Origin of the sequence: Acinetobacter sp. FDAARGOS_515, from assembly GCF_003938865.1 — a bacterium.
Lineage (GTDB): Bacteria > Pseudomonadota > Gammaproteobacteria > Pseudomonadales > Moraxellaceae > Acinetobacter > Acinetobacter ursingii.
Genome location: NZ_RKIX01000003.1, coordinates 574,936 through 595,393 on the forward strand (window position 1 = coordinate 574,936; position 20,458 = coordinate 595,393).

Sequence of the window (20,458 nt, forward strand, 5' to 3'; positions counted from 1 at the left end):
TAATCTTGTTGTCAGGGGCAATTCACCTGATCACACAACATTAAAGGATTTTTTTAAATTGTCTACAATTGAGACTTTTATCTATATAGCTCAATTCGATTTAGATGATCAATATTATCGACATCAAATCAGCCCCTTTATGATCGACTTTCACGTATAATTTTCTCAATTTTAGTATAAATAAGGAAGCTTAGATGAGCGCTCGTCACTCGCGGTTAATTATTTTGGGTTCAGGTCCTGCGGGCTATAGCGCTGCGGTATATGCTGCACGTGCCAATTTAAAACCTGTTTTAATTGCAGGTTTACAGCTCGGTGGTCAACTCACCACCACAACTGAAGTCGATAACTGGCCGGGTGATCCTGAAGGATTGACAGGGCCTGCGCTTATGGAGCGTATGCAAGCGCATGCAGAACGCTTTGGTACAGAAATCCTGTATGACCATATCAATGAAGTCGATCTGAAAACTCGTCCATTCGTATTAAAAGGTGATATGGGTGAATATACCTGTGACGCACTGATCATTGCGACAGGTGCAACTGCTCAATACTTAGGGCTAGAGTCAGAAGCTGCATTTATGGGTCAAGGTGTTAGTGCCTGTGCAACTTGTGATGGTTTCTTTTACAAAAACCAAAAAGTCATGGTCGTCGGTGGCGGTAATACAGCAGTTGAAGAGGCGTTATATCTCTCCAATATCGCATCACATGTCACATTAGTGCATCGTCGTGACAGTTTGCGTTCTGAGAAAATTTTGCAAGATCATCTATTTGCCAAAGAAAAAGAAGGCAAAATCAGCATTGTCTGGAATCATCAAGTCGATGAAGTACTCGGCGATAATACAGGCGTAACTTCTGTTCGCTTAAAATCGACTCAAGATAATTCAACTCAAACCATCGATGTACAAGGACTATTTGTTGCCATCGGCCACAAACCCAATACTGGCATGTTTGAAGGCCAGCTAGAACTCCGTGATGGTTATATCCAAGTACAAAGCGGAACCAAAGGCAATGCGACTGCAACCTCCGTGGCGGGTGTTTTTGCTGCGGGTGATGTGGCTGATAATATCTATCGTCAAGCCATCACCTCTGCGGGTTCAGGCTGTATGGCCGCGCTAGATGCAGATTTCTATTTAGACAGTATCTAAGTGGATGATTTAAACTCTACAAAAATTAGGTAAGCTACAAAAAACCACCAATAAAGGTGGTTTTTTTGTTTAAGGACACGCTATAACTATTATCTAACTATTTTTTATAAGAATATTTTAATTAAATTACCACATTAAATAGGAAGCTTTATGACTATAACTTGGACCAACGGCTATCAAACAGAAGTAAATTATACCTATGGTTATTATCGAGACTTAAGTCCTAACTATCAGCGTTTTTGTTTATTGCTCAATGGCGTTGATTGCCCAAGCTCTAGTGAAACCCATCAGCATTGTGAACTGGGTTTTGGACAAGGGGTGAGTATTAATATTCATGCAGCGTCCAATGAAGGAACTTTTTGGGGAACAGATTTCAATCCTGCACATGCAGCACATGCCAACCAAGTTGCTGAACATAGTCAGACCGAACATTATTTTTATGATGATAGTTTTGAAGAACTGCTCAACAAACCTGATTTACCTATGTTTGACTCTATTAGCTTACATGGGATCTGGAGCTGGATTAGCTATGAAAACCAACTGATTATTTTAAAATTTATACGAAAATACCTAAAACCGAGTGGCATTGTGTATATCAGTTATAACTGTGTCACGGGTTGGGCCGCGAATATGCCGATCCGAGAGTTATTCCATAGTCATTTTAAATTTAATAGCAAAAGTACCAACCCGATCCAGAAAGTTAAAGATGCGTTAGATTTTAGTGAATCTTTGCTCGCTCAAAATCCATTATTTGTGAAACGCCATCCCCATGCGCTGTCAAAAGTGGGCGAACTAAAAAATCAAAATCCAAATTATCTGATTCACGAGTACTTAAATCAGGATTGGCAATGTTTTTCATTTCAGCAAGTCGTGCGTTTACTTGAAGAAATTAAACTTACTTATGCTGGTTCCAGTGACTTAAATACGCATCTGGATAATATTAATTTTTCTCAGGAGCATCAGGATTTTTTAAATGCGATTGAGCATCCTATTTTTAAAGAACAATGCCGTGACTATTTTGCCAGTACGCAGTTTCGTCGTGATTTGTTTATCCGAGGTAAAAATTCACTTACCGCTTTACAAACTCAAGAGCGTTTAAGAAATACTGCATTTATTTTACTCAGCTCACCTGAATTTCTGCCTCATGATATTACTGGTTATCTGGGTACATTTAATCTGATCGAAGAAATTTATCACCCCATAGGTCAGCATTTTCTAAAACATGAATATCAGCCACAAACCATTCGGGAACTTGAGTTAGCACTGCCGCAGCTAAACTATGCGCAGATTTTAAATGCGTTGGTTATTCTATCTCATTTAGGTTTTGCTCAACCTTGCCAGAGCATAACCCCAAGTGAAAAAGTTACGGTACAGTGCCAACAACTCAATCATTACTTAATCGAACAAGCCAGTTTTCATCAAAATTATCAGGCACTCATTAGCCCCTTGACTGGAATTGGTATCCCAACTGAGCATTTTCATCAGCTATTTTATCGCGCTCATTTTATTGATGGATTAACGACTGCGCATGAATTTGCTCAGTACGTGCAACTGGTTCTCAATCAATTAAACTGGTATGTCTTAGATGCAGATAAAAATACCATTAGCGATCAAGCACAAAGTTTAGCGATTATTGAGAAGAAAGCAGTGGAGTTTCTGGCCGCAGATAAATTAACGATTGCCCGACAACTCAGGCTATTTGCGTAAATGACCTGTTTTATCTGTGTGGATCGGCTAAAATAAGGTCGATCTTTTTTATCTTTCACCCATCATGCTGCTTCCATCCATGTATCTTTTTCCAGATCCTATTGAGTCTGATCCACAAGGTCAGGGTCTGATTTGTATTGGAGCAGATCTAGAACCATCCACCTTATATGAAGCTTATACACACGGACTTTTTCCGTGGTTCAATGAAGGCGATCCCATTTGTTGGTGGTGTCCAGAGCCACGCTGTGTGATCTATCCTGATCAATATAAACCTAGCAAAACCCTATTGCGCAACATGAAAAAGATGGATTATCGGATTACCATCAATCAAGCATTTGAACGGGTCATGCGTTCATGTGCATTGCCGCGTAATTACACCAGTGAAACATGGATATCTGAGGACATTGTACAAGGCTATGTTGAGCTGTTTCGTGAGGGTTATGGCTACAGTGTTGAAGTTTGGGATGATCAGGAACTCATTGGCGGTTTGTATGGCGTGAGTATTGGTCGAGGCTGTTTTGGTGAATCCATGTTTAGCGTCCGTACCGATGCTTCAAAAATGGCATTTTACGCTTTGATGCTTCTCGGACAGGAAAATCAATTGGCTTGGGTGGATTGTCAATTGGTCAATGACCACTTACTTAGCTTGGGTGCCTGTACACTTTCTCGGCAAGAATATTTAAAATCGTTACAAGATGTAATTATTCGCCCCCCTATCGATTGGAAAAATTATCAAGAGCGTGTATTTTCAAGTAAAACGGTTGCCGAAAATGCAAAGTTAATTGAATGATAATAACGAGGGACCAATAATATGAAATCTTATCATCCCAAGTCCCTGCTCAATGATTTGCAGTATTACATCACGCCTCCGCACGACTGTAGTTATCTTGAAAATAAATCTGCGCGAATGGTATTTTTAGACCCGATTCACCGTATCGATGTAGTGACCTTGTCTGAACTTTCACGAGTCGGGTTTCGCCGCAGTGGCGATTTTGTTTATCGTCCAGAATGTCATTTATGTCGCCAGTGTTTATCCTGTCGTGTTCCTGCTCATGATTTTCAAATGAATAGCGTGCAAAAAAAAGCATGGAAGCGTAATCAAGATTTGCGCATGCAAATTACGCCAACCCATCAGGCAAGCCAAATACACTACGAGCTGTATGAACGTTATATCAATGAGCGGCATGCAGATGGTGATATGTACCCGCCAAGTCTGGATCAATTTGAAAAATTTTTAGTGCATAGCTGTACTGAAAGTTTTTTTATTGAACTCTGGAAAGATGATCAACTAATTTGTGTTTCAACCAGCGACAAAATGGATGATGGTTTATCTGCGGTTTATACTTTTTTTGACCCTAATGAAAGTCGACGCTCTTTAGGTGTTTTTGCCATTTTAAAACAACTGGAATACGTGAGGACTTTAGGACAGGATTATCTCTATTTGGGTTACTGGGTACCGCATTCACAAAAAATGAATTATAAATCTCAGTATATTCCACTTGAACTTTTACTTGATGGCCAATGGCGTAGACTCAATCGGGCACTTAGCGCAGAAGAAATACAACGCTTAGGAAATTCGTTGATGACGACACTGCCTTCCGAATGGAATAATTTGATCGTCGAGTAAATATTATCCACTCCATTAAATAATACGCTTTATTTAAATCAATTATTTAAATAAAGCCGCAAAATCATCACTACAACTTTTCACCATAATAATCGCATGCTCACGTGTGCCATCAGGTTTTGGGTAATAATTGCGTCTTAGATCAATCTGATGAAAACCAGATTTTTCATATAGCTTAATCGCCCCTAAATTACTTTCACGTACTTCTAAAAAAATCTGCACAGGATGGTTTTTGAGTAATTCAATCGACTTTTCTAAAAGTTGATAACCTAAGCCTTGTCCCTGAAATTTAGGATGAATCGCCATTAATAATAAATTCGCTTCATCCAACACAGGCTGCAAAATACAAAAGCCTAAAATCTGATTTTGCTGTTCGATCACGGTACTCTGGTAGGATTCAACCGACTCCAAAAACTGCTGTGCTGTCCACGGATGCGTTTGTACCCGCTGTTCAATTTGGGTAACAGCCTGAACATCATTGGTTTGCATGGAACGAATCAATATATTTTGCATGTCAGCAATTTAAGCGAATGAAAAGATGTCTGATCTTATAGAATCCTGCACCATAAAAAAAGGGCAATTCATGCATTGCCCTTTGCATAAACAATTAACCTTACAATCCCAATTTGGCTTTCCAATTTTTTAACAACTCAACAGTATCTAAATCATTGGGATGAAATCCAGGTTTAAAGTAAGCCAACATCTCACCCGTCATACCCGTAATAATCCCTTTTGACGGGCTATAGGCATATTTATAAATCATCGTTAACTCTTTTAAATTGAGTTTTTTGTCTTCACGTAAAAGACGAACAACAAAAGAAGACTGCGTAACAAAGATCAGCCCCATTGCCACCAGTAATGCGGTATTACGCAAAGCATAAGCTTTTAAACCACGACCAAAAATACCCTCATACACATCGTAAGCCACGGCTTTATGTTCATTTTCTTCAACCGCATGCCAGAGCCACATATATTTCATGGTGTCATCGGTCATAAGTTCCTGAATATGAGGATTACGTAATAGTTCTGAAGCAATCGTCGCGGTAAAATGTTCAAGAGCTGTGGTTGCGGTTAAATCCACCATTTCCTGTGTCATGCCAAAAGGTTTCACCACTTTGGCAAAGACTTTACGACCTGTCTGAATGACCACATTAGTCTGTTTTTCTAATTTGTTAACATCATGTCCATACTTTTGTGCTGATGCATTAAAACCTACATGCTCTTGAGTATGCATAGCTTCCTGACCAATGAAAGCACTGATCTCTTTTTGTAGCGCTTCATTGTCTTTAATCGCAGGATGATAACGAACTGCACGGACAGAATCGATAAAGAGTTTTTCGCCATCTGGAAATAAAGCAGACAATGCGGTCATAAAATGGGTCAATCCTGCCGAACCATTCATCCAATATTCAGGTACATGGTCAAAATCAAAATTCATACGACGGACTGGAAAACTTGCACCCGCACGATTTGAAATATTTACCTTAGCATTCATGCTCATTACTCCTCAATGACGCTGACGCCATTGCTATTTATTGTTTGTTTTCTTCGTTGTTATCATACGGTATTGATCAAAAGCCTTAAGTGCAGTTAAGGACACAGAATTATCAGTTTAGGTCATGATGACAAAAAATATGGAGAATGATCTTTTCTAACGAACCTTAAAAAGCTAAATAGCCCAAAAACTATCACAAAAGCATGTCACTAGAGCATTATTTAAATTCAGGCATAAAAAAACGCCCCGAATGGAGCGCCTTTTCACTATAAAGTGATTATGCAGTTACTTTCGCAACAACACCAGCACCTACAGTACGACCACCTTCACGAATCGCAAAACGTAGACCTGGGTCCATTGCGATCGGGTGGATCAATTCTACTGACATTTCTACGTTGTCACCTGGCATAACCATTTCCACGCCTTCTTTCAACTGGATTGCACCAGTGACGTCAGTGGTACGGAAATAGAACTGTGGACGGTAACCATTTAGGAATGGAGTATGACGACCACCTTCTTCTTTAGAAAGTACGTATACTTCTGCGTCAAATTTAGTGTGTGGCTTGATCGCACCTGGCTTAGTCAATACTTGACCACGTTGTACGTCTTCACGCTTAGTACCACGTAACAATACACCACAGTTCTCGCCTGCACGACCTTCGTCAAGCAGTTTACGGAACATTTCAACGCCAGTCACTGTCGTAGTTTGAGTATCACGGATACCCACGATTTCAACTGATTCACCAACTTTAACGATACCTGATTCTACACGGCCAGTTACTACTGTACCACGACCAGAAATTGAGAATACGTCTTCAATTGGCATCAAGAATGCTTTGTCGATTGCACGCTCTGGCTCTGGGATATAAGAGTCAAGTGCAGCAACGAGGTCAAGAACTGATTTCTCGCCGTACTCGCCAGCATCGCCTTCCAACGCTTTAAGCGCAGAACCACGGATTACTGGAGTGTCATCACCTGGGAAGTCATAAGTAGAAAGAAGTTCACGAACTTCCATTTCTACTAGCTCAAGAAGCTCTTCGTCGTCTACTAGGTCGCATTTGTTTAAGAATACGATGATGTAAGGTACACCCACCTGACGTGAAAGAAGGATGTGTTCACGAGTTTGTGGCATTGGACCATCAGTCGCAGCACATACAAGGATCGCACCATCCATCTGAGCAGCACCAGTGATCATGTTTTTAACATAATCGGCGTGGCCTGGGCAGTCTACGTGCGCGTAGTGACGAATTGGAGAATCGTATTCTACGTGTGAAGTATTAATGGTAATACCACGTGCTTTTTCTTCAGGAGCTGAGTCGATTTGTGAGTAATCTTTCGCTTCACCGCCGTAAGTTTTCGCACAGATTGTTGCGATTGCAGCAGTAAGAGTTGTTTTACCATGGTCAACGTGACCAATTGTGCCCACGTTTACGTGTGGTTTATTACGTTCAAACTTAGCCTTAGCCATGAGTTTTTCCTTTATAAACTGCTCATGAGGGTCGCTCATGAGCGCTTGGTTTTTTAACTAAAAATTAGTTTGGGCTTATAGTAATCGAAAGATTACTCGTCGTCACCTTTTTTACCGCCTGACTGGAATTTCGCAATAATGCCTTCCGCCACGTTACGTGGAGTCTCAGCATATTTAGCAAATTCCATTGAGTATGTCGCACGACCTTGAGACATAGAACGCATTTGAGTTGCGTAACCAAACATCTCAGCAAGTGGAACTTCTGCTTTAATGGCTTTTGTTCCACCAGGAAGATCGTCCATACCCTGAACCATACCACGACGACGGTTTAAGTCACCCATGATATCGCCCATGTAGTCTTCTGGAGTTTCTACTTCAACTTTCATGATTGGTTCAAGCAAAATAGGATCTGCTTTCATGAAACCATCACGGAAGGCATAAGAACCTGCCATTTTGAACGACAATTCATCAGAGTCGACATCATGGTAAGAACCATCAAATAATGTCGCTTTGATACCCACAACGGGATAACCAGCCAAGACACCATTCTTCATACGTTCTTGAATACCTTTGTCAACCGCACCAAAGAATTCTTTAGGAACTACACCACCAACAACTTCTTCAGCGAATTCGTATTCTTTACCAGCTTCTTCAACATCAAGCGGCTCAAGACGGACATATACGTGACCGAACTTACCTTTACCACCAGTTTGACGTACGAATTTACCTTCTTGTTCAACTGACTTTTTGATCGTTTCACGGTAAGCAACCATTGGTTTACCAATGTTCGCTTCAACACCGAATTCACGCTTCATACGGTCAACAATGATGTCAAGGTGAAGCTCACCCATACCCGCAATAATCGTTTGACCAGATTCTTCATCTGTACGAACGCGGAATGATGGATCTTCTTTCGCCAAACGACCTAAAGCGATTGACATTTTTTCTTGGTCAGCTTTAGTTTTTGGTTCAACAGCCAAAGAAATTACTGGCTCTGGGAATTCCATACGCTCAAGCGTAATGATGTTTTTCTCATCACACAGTGTATCACCTGTGGTTACGTCTTTAAGACCTACACACGCTGCGATATCACCTGCACGGATTTCATCAAGATCTTGACGTTCGTTCGCATGCATTTGCACGATACGACCAATACGTTCACGCTTAGACTTCACAGGGTTATATACTGGGTCACCTTGTTTAAGGACACCAGAATAAACACGTACGAAAGTCAAGTTACCTACGAATTTGTCATTCATGATTTTGAATGCAAGTGCAGAGAACGGTGCTTCGTCAGATGCTTCACGAGATGCTTTAGTTTCAGCTTTGTCGTCAAGAATACCTTCAATCGCTTTTACTTCTGTTGGAGAAGGTAAGAATTGAATCACAGCATCCAACATACGTTGAACACCTTTGTTCTTGAACGCAGAACCACATAGCATCACCTGAATTTCAGATGCCAATGTACGCGCACGAAGACCAGCGATGATCTCTTCTTTTGAAAGATCACCTTCTTCTAGGTATTTGTCCATTAACTCTTCAGAAGCTTCAGCAGCTGCTTCAACCATGTTGGTACGCCATTCGTTAGCAGTATCAACAAGATCAGCAGGAATCTCGCCGTATTCAAACTTCATACCTTGAGAAGCTTCATCCCAAATGATCGCTTTCATTTCGATCAGGTCAACAACACCTTGGAACGTATCTTCTGCACCAATTGGCACAACGATAGGCACAGGATTACCGCCTAAACGAGTTTTAACTTGTTCCACTGCACGGAAGAAGTTAGCACCAGTACGGTCCATCTTGTTCACAAATGCCAAACGAGGCACTTTATATTTGTTTGCCTGACGCCATACAGTTTCAGACTGAGGTTGTACACCACCAACTGCACAGTAAACCATGCACGCACCATCAAGAACACGCATAGAACGTTCAACTTCGATCGTGAAGTCTACGTGTCCCGGAGTGTCAATTACGTTGATACGGTGTTGTTCGAACTGATTCGCCATACCAGACCAGAAACAAGTCGTAGCAGCAGAAGTAATGGTAATACCACGTTCTTGCTCTTGTTCCATCCAGTCCATTGTTGCTGCACCGTCGTGTACTTCACCAATTTTGTGAGATACACCTGTGTAGAACAAAATACGTTCAGTTGTTGTAGTTTTACCTGCATCGATGTGAGCAGAAATACCGATGTTACGGTAACGGGTAATCGGGGTTTGACGAGCCATGATGACTTACATTCCTAAATATGATGTTTAAAACAGGACGCACCAATACAGGATTGATGCGCGCGAATACTCACAGTGGGGGCAACTTAAATACCCGCAAATCCCCCGCTAGGGTAAAGTGCGATGTTAAATCGAGATGCGGTACGCATGAGTATTCTCCTGATAAGGGACTGTTTTATCCGCTTAGAAACGGTAATGAGAGAAGGCTTTGTTCGCTTCAGCCATACGGTGCACGTCTTCACGTTTTTTGATTGCAGCACCTTTGCCTTCAGCTGCATCAAGCAACTCGCCAGCAAGACGTAAAGCCATAGTTTTTTCAGAACGCTTTGCAGCAGCATCTACTAACCAACGCATCGCTAGGGCAGTACGACGGGATGGGCGCACTTCCATAGGAACTTGATAAGTAGCACCACCAACACGGCGTGCTTTTACTTCGACCATAGGGCGAACTTTTTCAAGCGTAGCTTCAAAAAATTCAACTGGGTCTACTTTATTTTTTTCTTGAACGCGGTCTAAAGCACCGTAAACGATACTTTCTGCAATCGATTTTTTACCGTCTTGCATAACGTGGTTCATAAATTTAGCGATTGTTTGGCTGCTGAATTTTGGATCTGGAAGGATCTCACGAGCAGCGACTACGCGACGTCTTGGCATTTTAAAACTACCTATAAATATGACACTTCAGGGTGATCCAGCAGATTGTGCAAGTGTCATGCACGCTACGCTGGCCTTACTATACGTCGCTTGAATTTCAATTTGAAATCTGGACAAGCGAAACGCTAAAGGATTGCAGCTTGGAACGACTTAAGAATTACTTCTTAGGACGTTTCGCACCGTATTTAGAACGAGACTGGTTACGATCTTTCACACCAGCACAGTCTAAAGAACCGCGAACGGTATGGTAACGTACACCTGGTAAGTCTTTAACACGACCACCACGGATAAGAACAACACTGTGCTCTTGTAGGTTATGACCTTCACCACCGATGTAGCTAGAAACTTCAAAACCAGAAGTTAAGCGAACACGGCAAACCTTACGCATTGCTGAGTTAGGTTTTTTAGGTGTAGTGGTATAAACACGTGTACATACACCACGACGTTGTGGACAAGCCTTCAACGCAGGAACTTTGGATTTTTCAACCAAAGTTGTGCGACCCTTACGGATCAACTGATTTGTTGTTGCCATATGGCAATTCTCCCGTTAATAAAAAACCTCAAAAAGAAAACACCTCTTTTTGAGGGCATACAATTGTAAGCCAAGATATAAAAATGGTCAACATTGGCATGGTTCGCAAATGTTGACCATTTCTGGCATTGCTGCGCTTTTTATTGTTCAGCACCCTAACAGGCTTTGTTTAAGTTTTGATGACAAAAAAACTCTATTCAGCTTTAGGTTTAACGCTACGCTTGCGCTTCGGTTTAGCAACCTCAGCTTCAACATTAGCCTCTATCGCTTCTAATTCAGGTACTGGTGCAGTTTTTTCAGTCAAGGCAGGCTGTTGTTCAGTTTGCTCGTGCGGCTCAACGTATTGTTCAGCCAATGAATGAATACCCTCTTCAACCTTTTGCGCAGAATCCTGCTGTGTTGGTGCAGTCCGAGGCTTACGCGCTTTAACTGTGACTTTCTTTATGCTTGCTGAAGTTGTCGGTACATCAACGCCTTGTTTAATTTCCTGAGTACTAGGTTGCTCTAGTTGCTGAGAAATGGCTTGAGTATTGGGACTGATCAATGAATGCTTAGCTTTTCCAACCTGTTGTTCCAAGGCTAGATATGCATTAAGTGGCGAAATCTGTGCATCAGGATGTTGTAATAAATAATGACGTGCACCACCAAAAATTGCCTGAGATTTTTGCCCAGCATCTTCAATTAGACGCCAACTATAAATGGCACTCACCGTTGCTCCTGCAAGTGGACTTAATTTTCCAATCGCAGAGAATTTGGAAAACCCATTCAACCATTTATACTTAAACTGTCCCTGATCATCAACCAACCATTTTTTCAAAAACTCAGTATCATTAGTTGAACCTAAAAGCTGCTGAAACTGCGATAAATCATGGGTTTGTAGCATATTTTTTAAAGTCTTGATCGCCATGAGCAATGTTTGCTTTTCTGCAACCAATCCCAAATCAATTTCTTTAAAAACAAATTCAACGATGTCCTGCTCTTGTTGTTGGTTCAGTTCAAAACCATGCGCGCGACCTGTCTGATAGATCGTTCTTAACGCCAATGCCAGTGAAAAAGGCACATCAACCGCAGCACCGACTATACCTGTTGCACCACTGACCGCACCTTGGGCAACAGCTAAAATTTTATTTTGTTCAATCAATGCCTGACTGATCCGTTGCGAACGATCAGGGTTATTTTGAAGTTCTTGCAGTGACTTCGCACCTGCCTCTTCCAAAACCTTAGTGGCAGAGCTGGTTTGTTCGGTAAAATCATTTAATCGATCAAATAGATAATCTGAAATTTTTTCATTAATTTCTGGCGATAAAAAACTGGCCACGCTGTAAATGCGATTGTAATGACGACCTAATAATTGCTGTGAGACTTTAGGTAAATGCTGACGCAACATTTGCTGTGGATTTTCGTATTGTTCAACTTCCAATGGATTTTTTACACGCGCGCTTCCATCCACTGTACGTGCCTGATCAACAGCCGTGTTTATTTTTGAAACTGTGCCAGGTGCAACATGACCCAAAGCATTTAAACCACTGGAACTGAGCTTTTTAGCCACTCCAAATGCCGTGCCAAGCAAACTTTGCGATTGATTATTATTAGAATTTGTCATCAAGTACCTCTATGTTTTGATTCTTGCATTTAGTGATAAATACTAGGTGTAGTGTGGACTTATCTCAACTTTAATCTGTTTCTTTTGGTAAAGCATTGTCTCAAATAACCTAGATACCACATGATTTTTGTCTTTGTGCAATGCGCATAAAATTTGCCATAAGAATTGAAAATTCTTTCTGTTATCATGATATCAATCTCAAACATGAGTGACGCAATTCTTCGGGCTTTAATCTCCCTCTATCAATAATGTCGAATTTCGTCGCACTCAAAACCATCACCATATAAGGGATCTGTAGATGAAACGTGTTGTAATCACTGGCATGGGGATTAACTCATGCATCGGTAACTCCTTGGAAGAGGTCACTCATTCACTTCAAAATGGAATCTCTGGGACACGTTTTAACCCATCTTATGCTGAACTCAACTTTAAGAGTCATGTTAGTGCGGCAGCGGAACAAAACTTTGATCATATTGATCGTAAAATTAAACGGTTTATGGGCGTGTGTGCGATGTACGCATACAATGCAGCGGTCGATGCAGTTCAACATGCTGGCTTAAAAGTCGAAGATTTAGCAGGTAATCCGCGTTATGGTATCGCGGGTGGTAGTGGTGGTAACTCAACACATTCTGTGGTTGAAATGGTCGAACTGCTTGAAGAAAAAGGTGCACGTAAAGTCGGGCCTTTCTTCGTACCGCGTAATATGAGTAACACCATCACTGCAAACGTGGGCGTTGCTTTTAAATTGCAAGGCGTGGCTCACTCTATTACCAGTGCATGTGCAACTTCTGCCGATGCGATTGGTTATGCCTTTAACCTGATTCAGCTCGGCAAACAAGATTTAATGCTGGCAGGTGGTGGTGAAGAAGACCACTGGTCACAAAGCCTATTGTTTGATGCCATGGGCGCATTATGTTCAAAATACAATGATACACCTGAAACGGCTTCTCGCCCTTATTCAGCAGACCGTGATGGTTTTGTGATTGCGGGTGGTGGCGGTTTTGTGGTGCTTGAATCCCTTGAACATGCACAGGCACGCGGTGCAAACATTCTTGCTGAAGTCGTGGCTTATGCGGCAAACTCTGACGGAGCAGACATGGTTGCCCCAAGTGGTGAAGGTGCAACCCGTTGTATCCTAATGGCACTAGATGAAGCCAAACAACATGGTGTCGAGAAGATTGACTATGTCAATACACACGGTACTTCGACACCAGCAGGTGACGTGACCGAGCTCAAAGCCATGGAACGCGCATTTGGTGAAGGTCAAGTTCCAGCGATCAGCTCAACTAAATCGATGACAGGTCACAGCTTGGGCGCAGCAGGTGTACAAGAGGCGATTTATTCTGTCCTAATGATGCAAAATGACTTTATTGCACCGAACATTAACGTGACTGAATTGGATGAAGGTGCTAAAGGTTTTGATATCGTACTTGAAAAACGTGATGCAAAACTGAATACTGTCATGAGTAACAGTTTTGGTTTTGGCGGCGTCAACGCCTGCCTCATTTTCAAGAAGTGGGATGCCTAATATCCCACTAGGGATAATCGATGGATGCACCGACTGATGCTTTCCTTTGGGTAAAAGCATTACATATCATAGCTGTAGTATGCTGGTTCGCGGCACTGTTTTATTTGCCGCGTCTCTATGTCTATCACGCCATGAGCGAAGACACGATTAGTCATCAACGCTTTGAAGTGATGGAGCGCAAACTATATCGGGGAATTATGTGGCCTTCCATGATTGCCACTTTAATTACTGCTCACTTTCTGGTGGACTGGGGTGATGCAACACAGCATTATCATCAAGCAGTATGGTTTTATCTCAAGGTTGCTTTAGTTGCACTTTTAGTGATTTATCATTTTGTCTGTGGTTACTATCGCAAAAAACTGATTGGCAATGCGCATTATAAATCACATAAGTTCTGGCGGTTTTTTAATGAAATGCCAACTCTGATTTTATTTGCCGTTGTCATTTTAGTGGTGGTTAAACCGCAATTTTAAAATAGACCATACGCGTCGAAAGCCTCAGTTGACCTGAGGCTTTTTTGTGATCCATTTCTGTCTAATCTTATGATTTAAAGGCCTAGAATAATATTTTTCAATTAACCAACTGAGCGTAAATGTTGTCACTAAAAAGATTAGCAGCAACATGATTTTCTGATCGGGCAAGGTGGTTTTAGGAAAATACAAAACTTTGATCAATCCCAAAATAACCAAATGAAATAAATACATTTCGTAGCTGCGCTGTCCAATCCATATCATGATTTTTGAAAAAATGGAAAGATGATGAGCTTGTGATTGTTGAGCAAAACAGAAAATCAAGATTGCTGTTAATAACACAAATACAGTCACACTCCATGTACTCACTTCTTTGATGGGGGCATAGAGATATAACATGCTCATCAAAAAAACCGACACAGGAATTATCCATTTCATCTGGACAGCTTGGATCGAAAATTTCTGAGCAAACAAAGCCGTTAAACAGCCAATCGCAATACCATCAAAACTGGAGAAATAATGATAAAGATATGCCCCACTTTCTTCACCATAATGCAGTGAACGGAAATATGGTGCATAGGCAACAATCAATACAAGAAATAAAACAAAGGCTTTGCCTCTAGCCAATGTTAAACATAACAATGGAAATGCGAGATAAAAAACCTCTTCAACAGAAAGTGACCATAATACGCCAAGCGCATAATTGACCCAGCCATATTCAATAATCAGGATATTCATCCAGAAGGTAAAGGCTGCAAAAACCGTCAAGCCATAAGTAACTTCAATACTATTCGGTGTTTGGTTTAAAAATGGCTGGAGTCCTAAGCACCCCAAGATGGTCACCATCACAACGAGCAGCACCAGACAAGGAATAATCCGTGCCACACGGCGAATATAGAAATTTTTAAGCTGTATCTGCGCAAGGCTACCGTTTCTTTGTAAGGTATGTTGGGTAATTAAAAACCCCGAAATGACAAAAAACATCGTCACACCATAATTACCATTGCGGGCAATTAAAGTAGTTAAAGGCTCTCCAAACACTGAAACGCCTAGCCATGTATCATGTAACTTATAAGGAATATTAAAATGATGCAGTAACACCAAAAGAATAGAAACACCTCTTAAGATGTCAATTTTATAATTTCGCATAAGTTTCAAATTGGTTCAGCCAACGGAATCATCCATTGGGTCTAGCAAAAAATAGATCAACGGATTCGTTTTTTATTGGGTTGGATAGACTAAGAAACCAAGTGCTTGCGCCTGAGCCAATTGTTTCTGATCGATACTAAATATTGCAACTTTACCATCTGGCGCACCACACATCTGAGGTCGCATCATGCCATCATGTCCAACAGATTCGGCATAGACGTGGATATGTTTTGTCTGCAATTGTTGTTTCAATACTGAAATAGCCAAACCTTGCTGTTCGCACTGTTTCCCTTGAAGTGATTTAGCCACCTGTACCCGCTTGCCAGAATCAGCGTTTGGAAATGCATGGCAAGCCGCCAAACCCGATATTAACACAGTGCTTAGGACTAAATTTTTCAACATGAGTACTCCCTGATACTTATGACTTATTATTGGGAAATCATCATAAAATAAAGTCTAACCAGATGCTGTTCGGATTTGGTATTTATCCATTCAGGTCAATAGATCAAGTAATTGCTTAAAACTTTTGATTTTATATTTGGGCGCTGCCAAATTAAGTTCTTGTTCGGAACCATAACCATACTCAACCGCAACAGTTTCAATGCCATGACGACGTGCCCCCAAAATATCATGTTCACGATCCCCGACCATTAAACATTCAGCGGGATTTAATTGTTCTTTTTCGAGTATGTAGGCGATCAAATCGCCTTTATTGGTTCGCTCACCTGTCAACTCACTTCCATAAGGATGGGTGAAATATTGTAATAATTCAAAATGTTCTAAAATACGCACCGCATAGACATGCGGCTTTGCAGTAGCTAAATACAATTGATAGCCTTGATTTTTAAGTGTCTTCAAAGTCTCAATGACATCGGGATAGAGTTCATTTTCAAATAACCCTGTCACTGCAAAACGCTCACGATACCCTAATAAAGCCTGTTCAGCCAAATCATGAGTTACATCAACATTGATCAGTTTGGCGAGTGAAGCTTTCAGAGGCGGCCCAATGATCCAGTCAATATTTTCATGATCGGCAATTGGAAAGCCCACTTTATTTAAACCATAACGCGCTGAAGTGGTAATTCCGACTCTTGGGTCGGTCAATGTTCCATCTAAATCAATCAAAATATTTTTTACTGCGTTCACAAATGATACTCAAATCAGCTACAGGCGAATTCCCATCAGAATCCGATTAAAAATAGGGTCGAGACTTTACTCAAACTTGCCTATACTAACGCAAATCAAATCGTTTAAGGATAATAACTGTGCGCCCAACCGTACTTTGTTTCTCTGGTCTCGATCCTTCTGGCGGTGCAGGATTACAAGCCGATATTGAAGCCATCGGACAAAGTGGTGCACATGCTGCCATTGCCTGTACAGCACTGACCATCCAAAACTCACAACAGGTTTTTGGCTTTGAAGCCACATCTAAAGAATTGTTACTCGCCCAAGCCAATGCTGTGGTTGAAGACTTACCCATTAAATGCGTCAAATCTGGCATGTTAGGCACAACAGATAATATCGCGGCACTTGCGCAATTTTTACGTGAGCATCCAGATTATCTTTATGTACTTGATCCTGTTTTAGTCGCTAACAGTGGTGGTTCTTTAGGAGATCAGGCTACTTTGGTTCAGGCTTTTGTTGAACTGATTCCACTTGCCACAATTTTAACGCCAAATACAGTCGAATTACGCGCTTTAACAGGACTGGATAACTTAGAAGCAGCGACCCAAAAATTATTTGAAATGGGTGCAAAAGCAGTTTTGGTTAAAGGCGGTCATGAAGACACACCTGACTATATTCGCAATATTTTATATATGAATGGTGAACGTATAGCTGAAAGCACTTGTCCACGTTTGGAAGGCGAATATCATGGTTCAGGTTGTTCTCTGGCAAGTTATATTTCAGGTCGTCTAGCATTGGGTGATGATTTGAAAATTGCAGTACAACATGCCGAAGTTTGGCTATTTGGCGTGTTAAAAAATGCTGAAACGCCTGTTCCAAATGGGCAAAAGATTCCAAAACGATTTTAAAATTTAGATAAAAAAACAGCGCATGTTAATGATATGCGCTGCTTTTTATTTAGACGGCTTGTTTATTGCGGAATACGCAACACCTGACCTGGATAAATATCATCAGCATCCTTTAAAAGAGGCTTATTGGCTTCAAATATTTTATTGTACTGGTTTGGATCACCATAATATTCTTTTGAAATTTTCGATAAATTATCGCCAGATTTCACCGTATAAAATTTACTTTCAGGTTCTGGCGTTTCAACCGTCATCTGATCATCCACTTTGGCAACATGATCAATATTACCCACAGCCAATACAATTTTCTCCTTGTCTGCTTGGCTCTTGACCTTACCCTGAATCGTCGCCAAATCTGTGGTGCTGTTATAGTTCACCACCAAACCTTCTACCGGTAAACCTAAACTTTTAATATGCGCCAAAAGCTGATTTGCAATCTCTTGTGCTGTCGGTTCAGCAGGCGTTGCAGCGGGTTGTTCAGTTTTTGCCTGATTTTTCTTACCGATACCTTTTACGAAATCAAAAAGACCCATGATTGTCTCCTGTAATGATTATTGTCATCATGAAATAAATTTAAAGCCCTTATAGTTATACTCAAAAAATATCTCGATTTTGGTATATGTTCACTTCAATCAAGTAACAGTATGTAATTTATTTCACCAAATTTTTTAGGATCAGTTGTTATTGAACAATTTAAATTTTAGCTCAGCCATAAAAAAACCACCTTGCGGTGGCTTTTATCAACACTGATCCATTAACCTAATTTCTTGGTTACATAATCAATTGCTGATTGAACAGTTGTGATTTCGTTAGAATCTTCATCAGGAATGGTGATGTCGAAGTCATTTTCGAAAGACATAACAAGTTCAACTAGATCAAGAGAGTCAGCACCCAAATCATCCATGAAAGATGCTTCGTTTTTGATCTCTTCAACTTTCATACCAAGTTGTTCTGCAACTGCTTGCTTAACACGTTGTTCGATATCGCTCACAGGAATTCTCCTCATTGCTTGTGGCGTTTTTAATTGCCGTTAGTTTAATTGAATATTGAATATTTTAAAAGTTTATCCATCAGCCTTAGGCCATGTATAAACCACCATTTACATGTAATACCGTACCAGTAATGTAACTTGCTTTATCAGAAGCGAGGAAACTTACTGCATTTGCGATATCTTGTGGTTCGCCAAGACGACCCAGCGCAACCTGATCACTCATTTTTTTACGAAGATCTTCGCTTAAGCTATCTGTCATTTCAGTTGCAATAAAACCGGGTGCAACACTGTTTACCGTAATCTGGCGACTACCCATTTCCTTGGCAAGACTGCGACTAAATGCCTCAATACCTGCTTTGGCTGCTGAATAGTTGGCTTGACCTGGATTCGCAAAATGCGCAACCACTGAACTCACATTGATAATACGTCCAAAACGGGCTTTGGTCATGCCTTTTAGCACACGTTTCGATAAACGATAAACCGCTTTTAAATGAATATTTAAAATGTCGTCCCAGTCATCTTCAGACATACGCAGTAATAAATTATCACGCGTGATACCTGCGTTATTGACCAGTACCAACACAGGACCATAGTTCTGCTCAATGTTTGAGACAACTGCTTCAATTTGATCCAGATGACGAACATCGAGTGCCAACCCTATGCCCTGCTCTGCAAATTGTGCCGTTAATTTTTGAGCACCTGATTCACTTGTTGCCGTGCCCACTACAAAAAAACCGTCTTGAAGAAGTTGCTGTGCAATTGCCGCGCCGATACCACGGCTCGCACCTGTCACCAAAGCAACTTTACGTTGTTGTGTCATGCAATTTTTCCTTCAGCCACTAAAACTGCGCTTAGGGCATCTTCCATACGACCTTTGGTATCGATCGCAAATGCTTTTTCAATATTTGGCAAACGTTTCGCAAGGTTACTCAGCACTGTACCCGGACCACATTCCACCACATACTGAATCCCTTGATCTTGCAGGTATTGCATGGTGCGTGTCCATTGTACTGACTGATACAATTGAGCCGTGAGTGCCTGACGCAATTGAGCAACATCGGTGGCGATTGCCGCGTTGACATTTTGTATTACAGGTATATGAGGTAGCTCAATGGCAGTTTGTTCCAATGCTGCTGCGAATTGTTCTGCCGCAGGTTTCATTAATGAACAATGTGATGGTACAGACACAGGCAAAGCAATGGCTTTACCAGATTGCTCTTTGGCAAGTGCCATGACATCATTCACCAATACAGTCGAACCTGCGATGACCACTTGACCTTGTGCATTGTAATTTGCAGCTTCAACCGAACCCTGTCCAGATGCAGATACGCTTTGGCAGAGCTCTAGCACTTTCTCGTCAGGCAATCCCAAAATTGCAGCCATGGCGCCTTGACCTTGTGGAACAGCACTTTGCATCAATTTACCGCGTAAATTGACCAATTTCACTGCATCAGCAAGGCTTAATGCTTGTGCTGCAACCAATGCACTGTATTCACCCAGTGAGTGTCCTGCCAAATATTTAGGTGCAATACCACCCAAATCTAGCCATACACGCCATAAAGCAATACTCGCAGTGAGCAATACAGGCTGAGTATTTTCAGTCTGATCAAGACCTTCACCACTTTGCGCAATCTGCCACAAATCAAAACCAATTGCTTCTGAAGCTTCAGCAAAAGTCTCTTGCACACCACTAAACTGTTCGGCAAGTTCAGCGAGCATGCCGACTTTTTGCGACCCCTGACCTGGGAACAAAAATGCAGTTTTGGTTGCTTGAGCCACTTGCTCGAGTCGTTTAGCAGACATATAAAAATCCTTTACTTCGTCTTAGCTC

At 41.3% G+C, this 20,458-nt stretch carries 21 protein-coding genes; 7 read left to right on the plus strand and 14 right to left on the minus strand.

From position 1 onward, the window contains the following. Positions 1-194: 194 nt before the first annotated feature. The 4 genes from trxB (at position 195) to EGS47_RS04170 (ending at position 4,476) form a co-directional block, all read left to right on the plus strand. Positions 195-1,142, plus strand: a complete 948-nt coding sequence (gene trxB, locus EGS47_RS04155) for a thioredoxin-disulfide reductase (RefSeq protein WP_119686291.1) — start codon at positions 195-197, stop codon at positions 1,140-1,142. A 150-nt stretch (positions 1,143-1,292) separates the two neighbouring features. Next, positions 1,293-2,849 carry a class I SAM-dependent methyltransferase gene (locus EGS47_RS04160; RefSeq protein WP_119686290.1) on the plus strand — a complete coding sequence of 519 codons (1,557 nt, stop codon included), beginning with the start codon at positions 1,293-1,295 and terminating at the stop codon, positions 2,847-2,849. A gap of 61 nt (positions 2,850-2,910) precedes the next feature. Next, positions 2,911-3,639: a leucyl/phenylalanyl-tRNA--protein transferase gene (gene aat, locus EGS47_RS04165; protein WP_161798695.1), complete on the plus strand. Its 729-nt coding sequence runs from the start codon at positions 2,911-2,913 to the stop codon at positions 3,637-3,639. Positions 3,640-3,660: 21 nt separating this feature from the next. Next, positions 3,661-4,476, plus strand: coding sequence for an arginyltransferase (locus tag EGS47_RS04170; RefSeq protein WP_119686289.1), 816 nt, complete (start codon positions 3,661-3,663; stop codon positions 4,474-4,476). Between the two features lie 42 nt (positions 4,477-4,518). On the opposite strand, the gene rimI is transcribed toward EGS47_RS04170, so the two are convergent. The 7 genes from rimI to EGS47_RS04205 form a co-directional block, all read right to left on the minus strand. Next, positions 4,519-4,977 (minus strand): ribosomal protein S18-alanine N-acetyltransferase, encoded by a 459-nt coding sequence (gene rimI / locus EGS47_RS04175; protein WP_119686299.1) that lies wholly within the window; start codon positions 4,975-4,977, stop codon positions 4,519-4,521. 112 nt (positions 4,978-5,089) lie between these two features. Then, on the minus strand, positions 5,090-5,971 hold the full coding sequence (locus EGS47_RS04180) for a metal-dependent hydrolase (protein WP_004991038.1): 882 nt from the start codon (positions 5,969-5,971) through the stop codon (positions 5,090-5,092). Positions 5,972-6,248: 277 nt separating this feature from the next. Beyond that, positions 6,249-7,439, minus strand: coding sequence for an elongation factor Tu (gene tuf, locus EGS47_RS04185; RefSeq protein ID WP_004991043.1), 1,191 nt, complete (start codon positions 7,437-7,439; stop codon positions 6,249-6,251). Positions 7,440-7,531: 92 nt separating this feature from the next. Continuing rightward, complete coding sequence (gene fusA, locus EGS47_RS04190; protein WP_005002791.1) at positions 7,532-9,670, minus strand: elongation factor G; 2,139 nt, start codon at positions 9,668-9,670, stop codon at positions 7,532-7,534. Between the two features lie 183 nt (positions 9,671-9,853). Next, a complete protein-coding gene (gene rpsG, locus EGS47_RS04195; RefSeq protein ID WP_004901967.1) occupies positions 9,854-10,324 on the minus strand; it encodes a 30S ribosomal protein S7 in 471 nt (156 codons plus the stop codon). Positions 10,325-10,481: 157 nt separating this feature from the next. Then, a complete protein-coding gene (gene rpsL / locus EGS47_RS04200) occupies positions 10,482-10,856 on the minus strand; it encodes a 30S ribosomal protein S12 (RefSeq protein WP_000246374.1) in 375 nt (124 codons plus the stop codon). Positions 10,857-11,049: 193 nt separating this feature from the next. Continuing rightward, positions 11,050-12,459, minus strand: a complete 1,410-nt coding sequence (locus EGS47_RS04205) for an EcsC family protein (protein ID WP_005002789.1) — start codon at positions 12,457-12,459, stop codon at positions 11,050-11,052. 298 nt (positions 12,460-12,757) lie between these two features. On the opposite strand from EGS47_RS04205, the gene EGS47_RS04210 reads away from it, so the two are divergent. Beyond that, positions 12,758-13,987, plus strand: a complete 1,230-nt coding sequence (locus EGS47_RS04210) for a beta-ketoacyl synthase N-terminal-like domain-containing protein (protein ID WP_004991050.1) — start codon at positions 12,758-12,760, stop codon at positions 13,985-13,987. A gap of 20 nt (positions 13,988-14,007) precedes the next feature. Continuing rightward, positions 14,008-14,460, plus strand: coding sequence for a protoporphyrinogen oxidase HemJ (gene hemJ, locus EGS47_RS04215; protein WP_004991052.1), 453 nt, complete (start codon positions 14,008-14,010; stop codon positions 14,458-14,460). Between the two features lie 24 nt (positions 14,461-14,484). Here the strand turns inward: hemJ and EGS47_RS04220 are convergent, their stop codons facing one another. The 3 genes from EGS47_RS04220 to EGS47_RS04230 form a co-directional block, all read right to left on the minus strand. Continuing rightward, on the minus strand, positions 14,485-15,606 hold the full coding sequence (locus tag EGS47_RS04220; RefSeq protein WP_005002788.1) for an acyltransferase family protein: 1,122 nt from the start codon (positions 15,604-15,606) through the stop codon (positions 14,485-14,487). A 72-nt stretch (positions 15,607-15,678) separates the two neighbouring features. Beyond that, positions 15,679-16,008: a hypothetical protein gene (locus tag EGS47_RS04225; protein WP_005002787.1), complete on the minus strand. Its 330-nt coding sequence runs from the start codon at positions 16,006-16,008 to the stop codon at positions 15,679-15,681. Between the two features lie 90 nt (positions 16,009-16,098). After that, positions 16,099-16,752 (minus strand): HAD-IA family hydrolase, encoded by a 654-nt coding sequence (locus EGS47_RS04230; RefSeq protein ID WP_004991061.1) that lies wholly within the window; start codon positions 16,750-16,752, stop codon positions 16,099-16,101. A gap of 119 nt (positions 16,753-16,871) precedes the next feature. On the opposite strand from EGS47_RS04230, the gene EGS47_RS04235 reads away from it, so the two are divergent. Then, positions 16,872-17,639, plus strand: a complete 768-nt coding sequence (locus tag EGS47_RS04235) for a hydroxymethylpyrimidine/phosphomethylpyrimidine kinase (RefSeq protein WP_005002783.1) — start codon at positions 16,872-16,874, stop codon at positions 17,637-17,639. A 62-nt stretch (positions 17,640-17,701) separates the two neighbouring features. On the opposite strand, the gene lysM is transcribed toward EGS47_RS04235, so the two are convergent. From lysM to fabD, 4 genes are all read right to left on the minus strand, one after another. Beyond that, a complete protein-coding gene (gene lysM / locus EGS47_RS04240; RefSeq protein ID WP_004991076.1) occupies positions 17,702-18,169 on the minus strand; it encodes a peptidoglycan-binding protein LysM in 468 nt (155 codons plus the stop codon). Positions 18,170-18,390: 221 nt separating this feature from the next. Next, a complete protein-coding gene (gene acpP / locus EGS47_RS04245; RefSeq protein WP_004991077.1) occupies positions 18,391-18,627 on the minus strand; it encodes an acyl carrier protein in 237 nt (78 codons plus the stop codon). An 85-nt stretch (positions 18,628-18,712) separates the two neighbouring features. Beyond that, positions 18,713-19,447, minus strand: a complete 735-nt coding sequence (gene fabG, locus EGS47_RS04250; RefSeq protein ID WP_125269207.1) for a 3-oxoacyl-ACP reductase FabG — start codon at positions 19,445-19,447, stop codon at positions 18,713-18,715. Further along, entirely contained in the window at positions 19,444-20,430 is a 987-nt protein-coding gene (gene fabD / locus EGS47_RS04255) for an ACP S-malonyltransferase (RefSeq protein ID WP_125269208.1), read from the minus strand. Before fabD ends, fabG begins: the two co-directional genes overlap by 4 nt. Between the last annotated feature and the right edge of the window lie 28 nt (positions 20,431-20,458).